The 13,184-nt window shown below is 70.2% G+C and carries 10 protein-coding genes and 1 tRNA gene; 7 read left to right on the forward strand and 4 right to left on the reverse strand.

Features of this window, described 5'->3' with window-relative positions:
- Positions 1-249: 249 nt before the first annotated feature.
- The 6 genes from eno to ACV7NM_RS19355 all read left to right on the forward strand — a co-directional run bounded on the left by eno (position 250) and on the right by ACV7NM_RS19355 (position 7,268).
- On the forward strand, positions 250-1,545 hold the full coding sequence (eno, locus tag ACV7NM_RS19330; protein WP_463411438.1) for a phosphopyruvate hydratase: 1,296 nt from the start codon (positions 250-252) through the stop codon (positions 1,543-1,545).
- Positions 1,546-1,708: 163 nt separating this feature from the next.
- Complete coding sequence (locus tag ACV7NM_RS19335; RefSeq protein WP_136213601.1) at positions 1,709-2,197, forward strand: FtsB family cell division protein; 489 nt, start codon at positions 1,709-1,711, stop codon at positions 2,195-2,197.
- Between the two features lie 57 nt (positions 2,198-2,254).
- Entirely contained in the window at positions 2,255-2,794 is a 540-nt protein-coding gene (locus ACV7NM_RS19340; protein ID WP_463411439.1) for a DUF501 domain-containing protein, read from the forward strand.
- Entirely contained in the window at positions 2,791-3,732 is a 942-nt protein-coding gene (locus ACV7NM_RS19345) for a Ppx/GppA phosphatase family protein (RefSeq protein WP_463411440.1), read from the forward strand. Before ACV7NM_RS19340 ends, ACV7NM_RS19345 begins: the two co-directional genes overlap by 4 nt.
- 435 nt (positions 3,733-4,167) lie before the next feature.
- Positions 4,168-5,550: an NAD(P)/FAD-dependent oxidoreductase gene (locus ACV7NM_RS19350; protein ID WP_463411441.1), complete on the forward strand. Its 1,383-nt coding sequence runs from the start codon at positions 4,168-4,170 to the stop codon at positions 5,548-5,550.
- Positions 5,551-5,873: 323 nt separating this feature from the next.
- The gene (locus ACV7NM_RS19355) at positions 5,874-7,268 is read left to right on the forward strand and encodes a class I SAM-dependent methyltransferase (RefSeq protein WP_463411442.1); all 1,395 of its coding nucleotides are present in this window, start codon (positions 5,874-5,876) and stop codon (positions 7,266-7,268) included.
- Between the two features lie 116 nt (positions 7,269-7,384).
- Here ACV7NM_RS19355 and ACV7NM_RS19360 read toward each other — a convergent pair whose 3' ends face one another.
- Together ACV7NM_RS19360 and ACV7NM_RS19365 are read right to left on the reverse strand one after the other, a co-directional pair.
- Positions 7,385-9,937, reverse strand: coding sequence for an ABC transporter permease (locus tag ACV7NM_RS19360; RefSeq protein ID WP_463413987.1), 2,553 nt, complete (start codon positions 9,935-9,937; stop codon positions 7,385-7,387).
- 53 nt (positions 9,938-9,990) lie between these two features.
- A complete protein-coding gene (locus tag ACV7NM_RS19365; RefSeq protein WP_463413988.1) occupies positions 9,991-10,752 on the reverse strand; it encodes an ABC transporter ATP-binding protein in 762 nt (253 codons plus the stop codon).
- A 451-nt stretch (positions 10,753-11,203) separates the two neighbouring features.
- On the opposite strand from ACV7NM_RS19365, the gene ACV7NM_RS19370 reads away from it, so the two are divergent.
- Positions 11,204-11,288: transfer RNA gene (locus ACV7NM_RS19370), tRNA-Leu, on the forward strand.
- Positions 11,289-11,350: 62 nt separating this feature from the next.
- On the opposite strand, the gene ACV7NM_RS19375 is transcribed toward ACV7NM_RS19370, so the two are convergent.
- Entirely contained in the window at positions 11,351-12,127 is a 777-nt protein-coding gene (locus ACV7NM_RS19375) for a hypothetical protein (RefSeq protein ID WP_463411443.1), read from the reverse strand.
- Between the two features lie 72 nt (positions 12,128-12,199).
- Positions 12,200-13,063 (reverse strand): immunity 49 family protein, encoded by an 864-nt coding sequence (locus tag ACV7NM_RS19380; protein WP_463413989.1) that lies wholly within the window; start codon positions 13,061-13,063, stop codon positions 12,200-12,202.
- Positions 13,064-13,184 lie beyond the last annotated feature (121 nt).

Here is a 13,184-nt window from a genome sequence, read left to right on the forward strand (position 1 = left end):
GCGCGTACCCCTCCACGCGCCGGGCGGTGGTGCGTCCGCGGCCGGAAGGCGGGCGGCGCCACCGGGTCGCGGCCGTACGGCGGTCGAAGGGCACTCCCTTTGTCCGGGAAAGCAGGCGTACGGCCGCTTTTTCGTCCCAGGACCCGGGCGGTCGGCCGGTCCCGTGCCCGGAGCCGGTTAGGCTCTAGTCGGCAGGGCCGTCCCATCGGCCCCTGCCATCGCACACCCAGCGTCACATCCCAGAAGGAGATGCTCGTGCCGTCCATCGACGTCGTCGTAGCCCGGGAAATCCTGGACTCCCGAGGCAACCCCACGGTCGAGGTCGAGGTGGGCCTCGACGATGGCAGCACCGGCCGTGCTGCAGTCCCGTCCGGCGCCTCCACCGGAGCGTTCGAGGCCATCGAGCTCCGTGACGGTGACCCCAACCGTTACATGGGCAAGGGTGTCGAGAAGGCCGTCCTCGCCGTCATCGAGCAGATCGGCCCGGAGCTCGTCGGCTACGACGCCACCGAGCAGCGGCTGATCGACCAGGCCATGTTCGACCTGGACGCCACCGACAACAAGGCCTCCCTCGGCGCCAACGCCATCCTCGGCGTCTCCCTCGCCGTGGCGCACGCCGCGTCCGAGGCCTCGGACCTGCCGCTCTTCCGCTACCTCGGCGGCCCGAACGCGCACCTGCTGCCCGTTCCGATGATGAACATCCTCAACGGTGGGTCGCACGCCGACTCCAACGTCGACATCCAGGAGTTCATGATCGCCCCGATCGGCGCGGAGTCCTTCTCCGAGGCGCTGCGCTGGGGCGCGGAGGTCTACCACACCCTCAAGAAGGTCCTGCACACCAAGGGCCTCTCCACCGGCTTGGGCGACGAGGGCGGCTTCGCCCCGAACCTGGAGTCCAACCGCGCCGCGCTCGACCTCATCCTCGAGGCCATCAAGCAGGCCGGTTACACCCCGGGCAAGGACATCGCGCTCGCGCTCGACGTCGCCGCGTCCGAGTTCTACAAGGACGGCAAGTACGAGTTCGAGGGCCAGTCCCGCTCGGCCGCCGAGATGACCGACTACTACGCCGAGCTCGTCGAGGCGTACCCGCTGGTCTCCATCGAGGACCCGCTGTTCGAGGACGACTGGGCCGGCTGGAAGACCATCACCGACCGCCTGGGCGCCAAGGTCCAGATCGTCGGCGACGACCTCTTCGTCACCAACCCCGAGCGTCTGGCCCGCGGCATCGAGGAGGGCTCCGCGAACGCCCTGCTCGTCAAGGTCAACCAGATCGGTTCGCTGACCGAGACCCTGGACGCCGTCGAGATGGCCCAGCGCAACGGCTTCAAGTGCATGATGTCGCACCGCTCCGGCGAGACCGAGGACGTCACCATCGCCGACCTCGCCGTCGCCGTGAACTGCGGCCAGATCAAGACCGGCGCCCCGGCCCGCTCGGACCGCGTCGCCAAGTACAACCAGCTGCTGCGCATCGAGGAGATCCTTGACGACGCCGCCGTGTACGCGGGTCGCTCCGCGTTCCCGCGGTTCCGCCCTGCGGACCAGTAGGCACAGCGCTCCGCGGACCCATAGGCACAGCGCTCCGCGGAGCGGTAAGCGCGGCACGGGCCAATAACCGCCTCGCGGCGCCGGCCTCCGTACGTCCCCGCACTCGGTCCCGTACCGTGTGCGGGGACGTATTGCGTAGCGCGTGCTAAGGGGAGGCGGGGCCATGGCCGGGAACCGGGATCGGTTCTCCACCTTCTCGACGGCGACCAGGCTCAAGCAGCTCGGTGAGCGGACCGCCGCGCACGTCTACCGCTCGCAGTCGCGCCGCCAGGTCCGCCGCAGTCGGCTCACCGGCCGGGCGGCGCTGCTCGTCCTCGTCCTCTGTACGCTGGTCGTCGCCCTGGCGTATCCGATGCGCCAGTACGTGTCCCAGCGCTCGGAGATCGCGGACCAGCAGCGGGCCGCCGACGGCGCGCGCAAGCGCCTGGAACAACTGCGCGACGAGAAGGCACGCTGGCAGGACCCGGCCTACGCCGAGCAGCAGGCGCGCAAGCACCTGCACTTCCTGCGCCCGGGCGAGATCGGCTACATCATGAACGACCCCGGGGCCGAGGCCGCCGAGCACCGCCGCACCGGGCAGGCCGGTTCCGACCGGCCCTGGTACTCGAACGTCTGGGACGGCGTCGACAAGGCCGACCGGCCCGGCGACTGACCCAGACCGACGACCGACCCAGACCAACCACACGAAACGAAGAGACGTACCCCAGGCATGCAGACGCCCCCGCCCCAGACCGACCGCACCGAGCCGACCGCCGCGGACATCGAGGCGTTCGAGCAGCAGCTCGGCCGCCCGCCGCGCGGCCTGCGCGCCATCGCCCACCGTTGCCCCTGCGGGCAGCCGGACGTCGTGGAGACCGCGCCCCGGCTCCCCGACGGCACCCCCTTCCCGACGCTGTACTACCTGACCTGCCCGCGCGCCGCCGGTGCGATCGGCACGTTGGAGGCCAACGGCGTCATGAAGGAGATGCAGGCCCGGCTCGCCGAGGACCCGGAGTTGGCCGCCGCCTACCGGGCCGCGCACGAGGACTACATCACCCGCCGCGACGCCATCGAGGTGCTCCAGGGCTTCCCGAGCGCCGGCGGCATGCCGGACCGGGTCAAGTGCCTGCACGTCCTGGTCGGCCACTCGCTGGCGGCGGGGCCCGGGGTGAACCCCTTCGGCGACGAGGCGTTGGCGATGCTGCCCGAGTGGTGGGCCAAGGGGCCCTGCGTCACGCCGTGCTCGGGGGAGAAGGAGTCGTCGCGGTGACCCGGGTGGCGGGCATCGACTGCGGTACGAACTCCATCCGCCTGCTGGTCGCCGACTGCGACCCGGCCACGGGTGACTTCGTGGAGCTGGACCGCCGGATGATCATCGTCCGGCTCGGCCAGGGCGTCGACAAGACGGGCCGGCTGGCCCCGGAGGCGCTGGAGCGCACGTTCGCGGCCTGCCGCGAGTACGCGGCGGTGATCAAGGAGCTGGGCGCCGAGCGGGTGCGTTTCGTGGCCACCTCGGCCTCGCGGGACGCCGAGAACCGCGAGGAGTTCGTCCAGGGCGTCCTGGACATCGTGGGTGTGGAGCCCGAGGTGATCACCGGGGACCAGGAGGCCGAGTTCTCCTTCACCGGTGCGACCAAGGAGCTCACGGGCCGCGCCGACCTGGAGCGGCCGTTCCTGGTCGTGGACATCGGCGGCGGTTCCACCGAGTTCGTGGTCGGCTCGGAGCACGTCGAGGCGGCGCGCTCCGTGGACGTGGGATGCGTCCGGATGACCGAGCGCCACCTGGTGGTGGACGGGGTCGTGAGCGATCCGCCGACCGAGGCGCAGATCGCCGCCATACGGGCCGACGTCGAGGCCGCGCTGGACCTGGCCGCCGAGACGGTCCCGCTGGGGCGCGCCCGCACCCTGGTCGGCCTCGCGGGCTCGGTGACCACCATCGCCGCCATCGCGCTCGGCCTGCCGGAGTACGACTCGCCGGCCATCCACCACTCCCGGATCCCCTACGAGGAGGTCCGTGAGATCGCCGAGCGGATGCTGACCTCCACCCACGCCGAGCGCGCGGCCGTCCCGGTGATGCACCCGGGCCGGGTCGACGTGATCGGAGCGGGCGCCCTCGTCCTGCTCGCGGTCATGGAACGCGTCGGCGCCTCGGAGGTCGTCGTCTCGGAGCACGACATCCTCGACGGCATCGCCTGGTCCGTGGCCTGAGTGGGCCTGGTTCGCGGGTCGTTCGGGCCTGGAGCGGGCGTGGACGGGACCTTGTGGGCGCCTGTTCGAGAGCCGGAAGAACCTTCGAATGCACGAGCTTCGTGAAGTTCTTCACAAGGAAAAAAGGCCCGCAGGGTGAAGCGGGGGGTCCTGCGGGGCGCTCCGGGCCCCTGCGGGCCCTTTTTATGCGAGCGTTCGTGCGATTGTCGGAGGCGTGCGGGGCGGCCCGGTAGGTATCCACGAACCCGGTGGTCTACTCCGTTTTCGGCCCAGGAGGCCAGTTCAGGACGGGTGAACAACGACTCCCGTTACACGGTGGTTCCCGTTCGGCGCCATGACCTGGGTCACGTGGGCGGCGCAGTGTAGCAGAGGGTGCCGAGCACCTTGTGAAGGGGCTCACGAGCGTCACCCCTGGGGGTGCTGGATACTCGTTCCATGAGCACCACGGAGCGTCCCAGGATCCTCGTTGTAGGAGGTGGGTACGTAGGCCTGTACGCAGCCAAGCGCATCATGAAGAAGATGCGCTACGGCGAGGCGACCGTCACGGTTGTCGACCCGCGCTCGTACATGACCTACCAGCCCTTCCTCCCCGAAGTGGCCGCAGGCAGCATCTCGCCTCGGCACGTCGTCGTCCCGCTGCGACGCGTGCTGCCCAAGGCAGAGGTTCTCACCGGCCGGGTCACCAGCATCGACCAGGACCGCAAGGTCGCCGTCGTCACGCCGCTGGTCGGCGAGGCGTACGAGCTGCCCTTCGACTACCTGGTGATCGCGCTCGGCGCCGTCTCCCGCACCTTCCCGATCCCCGGCCTCGCCGAACAGGGCATCGGCATGAAGGGCGTCGAAGAGGGCATCGGCCTGCGCAACCACGTACTCGAGCAGCTCGACAAGGCCGAGTCCACGACGGACGAGAACGTCCGCCGCAAGGCCCTCACCTTCGTCTTCGTCGGCGGCGGCTTCGCCGGCGCGGAGACCATCGGCGAGGTCGAGGACATGGCCCGCGACGCGGCCAAGTACTACTCCAGCATCAAGCGCGAGGACATGCGCTTCATCCTGGTCGACGCGGCCGACAAGATCCTCCCCGAGGTCGGGCCCAAGCTCGGCACCTGGGGCAAGGAGCACCTCGAGTCCCGCGGCATCGAGATCTACCTCAACACCTCCATGGACTCCTGCGTGGACGGCCACGTGGTGCTGAAGAACGGCCTCGAGGTCGACTCCAACACCATCGTCTGGACCGCCGGCGTCAAGCCGAACCCGGTCCTGGCCCGCTACGGCCTCCCGCTGGGCCCGCGCGGCCACGTCGACGCCGCCCCGACCCTCCAGGTCACCGGCACCGACTACATCTGGGCCGCGGGCGACAACGCCCAGGTCCCGGACGTCGCCGCCCGCAAGGCCGGCGTCGAGAACGCCTGGTGCCCGCCGAACGCCCAGCACGCGCTGCGCCAGGCCAAGGTCCTCGGCGACAACGTCATCTCGGGCATGCGGGGCTTCCCGCAGCACGAGTACGCGCACTCCAACAAGGGTGCGGTGGCGGGTCTCGGCCTCCACAAGGGCGTCGCGATGATCGTCATGGGCAAGATGAAGATCAAGCTCAAGGGCCGGCTCGCCTGGTACATGCACCGTGGCTACCACGGCATGGCCATGCCGACCTGGAACCGCAAGATCCGCGTCTTCGCCGACTGGACCCTCGGCATGTTCCTCAAGCGCGAGGTCGTCTCCCTCGGTGCGCTGGAGTCCCCGCGCGAGGAGTTCTACGAGGCCGCCAAGCCGGCGCCGGCCCCGGCCGCCCAGGCCCCGGCCCAGAAGGCGAAGGCCTCCTGACGCGGCGCGAGCCGCGTCACGCCTGAGTACGACCAGCACGTCCCCGAAGGGGTCGCCCGCCATCCGTGGTGCGGGCGGCCCCTTCGGCGTTCCCGTGCGCCCCTGTGCCCTTCCCCTTCACGCTCCCTCTCGGCGCCGCTGCCGCCTCCCTCGGCGCTCCTGCCCCTTCCACCCCTCCCGTCACGCCGACGGCCCCTCGCACCGTGTCCTCGTGTCGTCCTGGGGTGTTCCTTGAGCCGCCTCCGTGAAGATCGTCGGGACAGGGCCTAACCGTTGCCGCAAATGGGTAGGCCGTTCGGTCGGAACTTATGGAGGTGCCTGCCATGACCGACGCCGCGCCGCGGCTGGCCGCTCTCACCGAAACCCTGCTGGGCGCCCCCGTGCCCGTGCGCATACGTGCCTGGGACGGCAGCGAGGCCGGCCCGTCCACCGGACCGACCCTGGTCCTGAACCGCCGTCGGGCGCTGCGCCGCATCCTGTGGAAGCCGGGCGAGCTGGGGCTGGCCCGAGCCTGGGTCTCCGGGGACCTGACCGTCGAAGGCGACCTGTTCGAGCTGCTGGACCGGGTGGCCGGACTGCTCTGGGAACGCCCGGCCGCTCCCGCGTCGGCCCCGGCGGCCGCAGGCCTCGCCAGACGAGCCGCCCTGCGCTCCGCCCTGCGTTCCTACCTGCCCGCCGCCGCCTCCGGCGCCGCCGGAACGGTCGAGCAACTGCGCGACCCCGGGGTGCGGGCCGCCGTACGTGAACTCATCGCCCTGGCCCGGCCCTGGCCGGCGCCCGCGCCGCCCCCGGAGGAGGCCGTCCGCCGCGGGGGCGCCATCCACAGCAAGGGCCGCGACCGCCAGGCCATCAGCCACCACTACGACGTCGGTAACGCGTTCTACGAGCAGGTTCTGGGCCCCTCGATGGTGTACTCCTGCGCGTACTGGAGCCCCGGTGGCACCCTGGAGGACGCCCAGCGGGACAAGCTCGACCTGGTCTGCCGCAAGCTCGACCTGACGCCGGGACAGCGCCTGCTCGACGTGGGCTGCGGCTGGGGCTCCATGGCCCTGCACGCGGCGCGCGAGTACGGGGTCCAGGTCGTCGGCATCACCCTCTCCCAGGAGCAGGCCGCCTACGCCCGCAAGCGGGTCGCCGAGGAGGGCTTGGCCGACCGCGTCGAGATCCGGGTCCAGGACTACCGGGACGTGAAGGACGGTCCGTACGACGCGATCTCCTCGATCGGTATGGCCGAGCACGTCGGGGCCGCCCGCTACCGGGAGTACGCCCACACCCTGCACCAACTGCTCGGCCCGGGCGGCCGGTTGCTGAACCACCAGATCGCTCGCCCGCCGGAGCCCGACGAGAACGCCCACCGGATCGACGAGTTCATCGACGCCTACGTATTCCCCGACGGGGAGCTCTCGCCGATCGGCACCACCGTCGGCGAACTGGAGCGGGCCGGCTTCGAGGTCCGCGACGTGGAGGCGCTGCGCGAGCACTACGCCCTCACCCTGCGGGCCTGGGTCGCCCGGCTGGAGCGGCACTGGCACGAGGCCGTCCGGCTGACCTCGCCCGGCCGTGCGCGGGTGTGGCTGCTCTACATGGCGGCGTCAGCGCTCGGCTTCGAACACAACCGGCTCGGAGTCAACCAGGTGCTCGCGGTCCGCCCGGGGAACGGCGGGGTTTCCGGGATGCCGCTGCGGGCCCGCCAGTGGGGCACGCCGCCGGCCCCGTAGACGCGTACGCGTGACGAGAAGCGGGACACGGGACCCGCGACACGGGGCACGAGATGGGGGAAGGGCCCCGCGACCGACTTCCGGTCGCGGGGCCCTTCCCGTGCGTGGTGGCGGGGCTACTCGGTCTTGATCGCGGTCAGCATGTTGAGCCGCGCGGCGCTGCGGGCCGGCCACATGGCCGCCAGGGCGCCGACCACACCGGCCAGCAGCAGGAAGATCGCGATCCGGTCGAAGGGGACGACCAGCGCGTAGTGCGGCACCCCGTCCTTGATGGTCTGGCCGACGGCCCAGGCGATGAACGTGCCGAGGGCGACACCGATGACCGCGCCGAACAACGAGATCACGATGGCTTCCAGGCGGATCATGTTCTTGACCCGGCCCCGGTCCAGGCCGATGGCGCGCAGCATGCCGATCTCCTGCGTCCGCTCGTAGACGGACATGGCCAGGGTGTTGACGACGCCGAGCACCGAGATGATCAACGCCATGCCCAGCAGGCCGTACATGATGTTCAGCGCGGTGTTGATGGCGCCGCCCAGCTCGTTGCGCATGTCCTGCTGGGTGGCGATGTTCATCGCCGGGTTCTTGCCGAGGGCGTCGACGAGGGTCTGCTGGGCCTTGGCCGAGGGGCCGCCGTCCATCTTGACGAAGACCTCGGGCAGGTACGGCTTCTCCTCGTGCGCGGAGAGGATCTTGTAGTCGAGCACGTAGGGGGAGAGCATGCCGTCCATCTCCTTGTAGACGGCGCCGACCACCAGATCGGCCTTCTTGTTGTCGTCGAAGGCGACCTTGAGCACCGAACCGACCTTGAGGTTCTGGGACTTCGCCGTCGTGTCGGCGACCGCCACCTGGCCCTTGCCGAGGCTGTCCAGCGAACCGGTGACGACGTCGATGTTGAGGAGCGATCCGATCGTGGCCGGTTCGACGCCGGAGGCGGAGCCGAACTGCTTGCCGCCGCCGAAGCGCAGGTAGCCGGCCTGCTGCGGGGAGACCGCCTTGACGCCCGGCGCCTTGGCCAGCGCTGCGATCACGCTCTGGTCGAGGCCGCCGAAGCCGCCGGAGAGGGAGACCTTGTAGTCGGCCTTCAACTTGTCCGTGGTCATCCGGTCGACTGCCTTGCCCATGGTCATGCCCAGCACCGACAGGGCGGTGACCAGGGTCAGGCCGATGGCCAGCGAGGCCGCGGTGACGGCGGTGCGGCGCGGGTTGCGCACGGCGTTCTGCGCGGCCAGCTTGCCGGCGACGCCGAAGGCCTTGCTCAACGCCGGGCGCAGGGTCGCGATGACCGGGCGGGAGAGCGCGGGCAGCAGGACGATGATGCCGATCATCGTGAGGAAGGCGCCCCCACCGATGATCATCTTGCCGTCCTTGCCGACGAGCGCGCCGCCGAGGATCCCGGCCAGGCCGAACAGGGTGAGCGCCCCGCCGATGCTGTTGCGCAGCACCAGGGACTTGGCGGTGGCCGGCAGGTGGGCGCTGCCCATGGCCGCGACCGGGGCGATCTTGGCGGTGCGGCGGGCCGGCAGCCAGGCCGCGAGCAGAGTGACGAGGACGCCGATGACGATCGCGATCGCGATGGTCCCGGGGCTGACGACCAGCGGGCCGGCCGGGATCTTCGCGCCGATGGAGTCCATCAGGGAGCGCATGCCGACCGCGAGACCGACGCCGGCCAGCAGACCGACGGCGGAGGAGACCACACCGACGACGAGGGCCTCGGCCAGGACGGACCGCTTGACCTGGCCGCGGTTGGCGCCGATGGCGCGCAGCAGGGCCAGTTCCCTCGTGCGCTGGGCGACCAGCATGGTGAAGGTGTTGTAGATCAGGAAGACGCCGACGAAGAGCGAGATCAGGGCGAAGGTCAGCAGCATCTGGTTGGTGCTGTCCATCTGCTTCTCGATGTTCTTGGCCTGTTCGGCGGCCAGTTCGGCGCCGGTCTTGGCCGTGGCGTCCTTGCCGACGAGCGGCTTGACCTCGGACAGCAGCCGGTCGGCGGTGGTGCCGGGCTTCGCGCTGACCGAGAGCTCGTCGTAGAAGCCGGGGACCAGGTAGAGCTTCTGCGCGGTGGCGGTGTCGAACAGCACCAGCGAGCCGCCCGCGTTGACCTGGCCGTCCTCGGTGGTGAACACACCGGTCAGGGTGTACTCGGAGGCCAGGCCGTTGGAGGCCACCCGGACCTTGTCACCGACCTTGTACTCGCCGCGCCGGGCGGTCTCCTTGTCGAGGGCGACCTGGTCGGCCTTCGAGGGGCCGTTGCCCTCGGTGAAGGCGTAGCGCGGGTCCTTGCCCTTGTCGACGGGGGCGAAGTTGGAACCGCGGTTGGCCCAGCCGCTGCCGATCAGCTTGCCGTGGGGGTCGGCGACACCGGCGAAACCGGAGACGCGGCCGGAGACGGTGTCGACGCCCTGGAGCGCCTTGACCTTGTCGAGGGTCTGCGCGCTGATGCCCGGCTCGCCCTCCTTGGTCCCGTCGTCGTTGCGGGAGGGGCCTTGGGCGGTGACGGAGACGGCGATGCCCTCGAAGCTCTTGGCGGACTGGCCGGACAGGGCCTTGCCGACGGTGTCGGTGAAGACGAGGGTGCCGGAGACGAAGGCCACGCCGAGGACGACGGCGAGCACCGTCATCAACAGCCTGGCCTTGTGCGCGAGGACGTTGCGCAGGGCGGTACGGAACATGGTGGAGGTGTCCAGGGGGTCGGGGGTCAGCGGGGACGGGGAGGGCAAGTCCCTCAGCTGGTACGGCCCTTGGCGTCGAAGGCCTTCATGCGGTCGAGGACGCCGTCGGCGCTCGGGCTCAGCATCTCGTCGACGATGCGGCCGTCGGCGAGGAAGATGACGCGGTCCGCGTAGGAGGCGGCGACCGGGTCGTGGGTGACCATCACGACGGTCTGGCCCATTTCGCGGACGGAGTTGCGCAGGAAGCCCAGTACCTCAGCGCCGGAGCGGGAGTCGAGGTTGCCGGTGGGCTCGTCACCGAAGATGATCTCCGGCCGGGAGGCGAGGGCACGGGCGACGGCCACGCGCTGCTGCTGGCCGCCCGACAGCTGCGTGGGGCGGTGGCCGAGGCGGTCGGAGAGGCCGACCATGCGGATCACCGAGTCCAGCCACTGCTGGTCGGGCTTGCGGCCCGCTATGTCCATGGGGAGCGTGATGTTCTCCAGGGCCGTCAGCGTCGGCAGCAGGTTGAAGGCCTGGAAGATGAAGCCGATCTTGTCTCGGCGCAGCTGGGTCAGCTGCTTGTCCTTGAGGGAGCCGAGCTCGGTGTCGCCGATGCGCACGGAGCCGCCGGAGAAGGTGTCCAGGCCCGCGACGCAGTGCATCAGCGTGGACTTGCCGGAGCCGGAGGGGCCCATGATCGCGGTGAACCGGCCCTGGCCGAAGTCGACGGAGACGTTGTCGAGTGCGACCACCTGGGTCTCGCCCTGGCCGTACACCTTGGACAGCTGCGTGGCGCGGGCGGCCACCGCCTGGGTGGTGGGGGCGTAGTTCATGGCGGTCACGGGGACTCCTGTCGAGCGGGATGCTGCGCTGTGGCGGGACCCTTCCATCCTCGCCGCGCGCACCCCCGCCCCGGATCAGCCGCGGTGCCGGTTCCGCGGCCCACTGAAGGCTGACCACGAGCGTGGCCGCCTCCTCCTTTGGTATGACTCCGCCCCCGTGGAGCCCCCATGGAGCTCCTTCGGATGCCGCCGCGGACGCCCCCGTGGACGACGCCGAGCCCGGGGTGGCGGGTGGGGTGGCGTGGGGAGGCGAAATCCCGTCAATTGCTCGCGGGGGAGATCACCGTCAGCAACGTGCCGACCGCGCGTTATCGCACCTGACGGCTACTCAAGCGTCAATAAAATCAGACAACATCGGACAGACGCCCAGGTGGGGGCGCAGATACTACGGATAAGCTCACCTGTAGCGTTCACGGCTTTTCAACGGGGGCCGCCACGCCCTGCCCGGATGGTGGAATGCAGACACGGCGAGCTTAAACCTCGCTGACCTTCGGGTCGTGCCGGTTCAAGTCCGGCTCCGGGCACCACGCACGCAGGGCAGGGGCGCGCCGGTGACCACGGCCGCCCCGGCGGACACGATCGCATCAGCTCACCGAGAGCCCGTGAGCTTCGTCGTCACCGACTCGATGAAGGCGGCCGCCTCGTGTTCGGAGACGGGGACGTGGTCGATGTCGTCGTGGCCGAGGGCGTGGCGCCTGAGATATTCGGTCGGTTCCCATTGCAGGTTGCGCGTGAAGGCCTCGTCGTGGGCCCCGTCCTCGTCGACCCGACGTCGGACGACGCCGCGGGGGCTGCGCCGGGGGTGTCGTTCGTCGACCTTCGCGAAGTACGTGACCTCGGCGCCGGCGTCGGGGACATCGAGCGCGTCGAGGGTGGCGGACGCGAGGCTGAGGAACGGGGCCGTGGCCGCGTTGGTCCCCACGGTTCCCAGTGGGATCATCACCCCTTTGAGATCGAGGTACTCCTCCAGGTAGAACCCGCCGCCGCGTTCGAACATCAGCAGGAGCGGCTCGTACGGATCGGGCAGACCGGTTGCCGGCTCGTGGCGGCCGTCGCGCAGGGCCGCCCAACGTACGGCCGCACGGCACAAGGTCCGCAGCGATTCGGGAGCGATCCCCTTCACGAGGTCCTCCACCCCGGCGGCCACGCCGGGCGGCGTCCGCACGTCGGCGTCGACGTGCTGCGCGACATCGAAGAAGGGCCAGGACGCCTCGGCCCCGCAGGCCCGGGCCCACAGGGCCGAGCGGCGGAGGAACTCGCGCATCAGGAGCACCCGCGAACGCTCGTGGCCCGTTGCGCGGGTGTCGTCGTGCCAGTCGACAGCCCGGAGCCGGTCCAGCACCGTCCGGGACGGATGGCGGGTCATGCGAGTACGGCTCCTCGGATCGGGGGCGAGACGACGGGCGTCCGGCCACGCCTCCTCGGCACCGTACGCCTTTCAGGCGTCCACCTCACCGGCCCAGCCGAATTCCAGTAGCTCCTTGGGCAGGTACTCGGACTCGACCTCGATCGGCATGCCGGCGTCACGGGCCATGCATGCGATGGCGAGCGGGCCGAGCGCGACCAAGCCCTCGCCGCTCTTCGCACGGGCCTCGTTCGCGGTCCAGAACTCCTTGTGCCAGGTGAGCGCTTCGGCCAATGCCTCATTGAACAGTGCGTTGTCCCGAGTCACATAGCGGTGGAAGAGATTGATCGGCGGGTAGAGGATTTTCGGCATCAGCTCTTTGCCGGCGATCCGCACCATCGCCGGCGCCGTGGCGTCCATGGCACGGACCAAGGTGTCCCAGGTCTCCTGGCGGCCGAACCAGTGGTTCTGGATCGTCTCGATCCACGCGTAGGCGTAATCGTCGAACTCGACACCGGACGCCCGCAGGAAGGAGGTGGGAATCCGCGCCAGTTGGTGCACGCGGTCGTTCGCGCGGCAGATGGCGGCCAGGTAGAAGGATGTGAGCCAGTTCCCCGCGTGCAGATACTCCTGCGGCCCGGTGGCAGGCAGTTCCCGTTCTTCTCCGTTGACCCCGATCCGGCAGGTGACGGTGCCCTCGGTGGCCCGGCCCGCGGCGAACAGCGCGGAACCGGTCTGCATGGCGAAGATCCATGCTTCCCACGTGGTGAACCGGTCCGCGACGGGGTCGGCGGCACAGTGCCACTTCGCTGCGGCCAGTGTGAGCATGAGCGCGTCGTAACGGTCGTTCTCGGACGTCGCGAGCCCTGCCAACGCCTCTTCGGCACTGCCGATGACCGGCGCCATGGTCTCGGCCACGTTGTCCGTACGGAACTCGTGGCGGGCAATGTTCGTCATCACGTGCTGTGCCCTCTCTTTGGCCTCGTTCACGCGCGGGCCCGCTACGCGTCGAATACGCCGCGCCAGGCGAAGTCCAGCACCCGCCGAACATCGTGATCGGTGGGCACTGCAAGTTGCC

Source organism: Streptomyces sp. Tek67B01 (genome assembly GCF_055231995.1).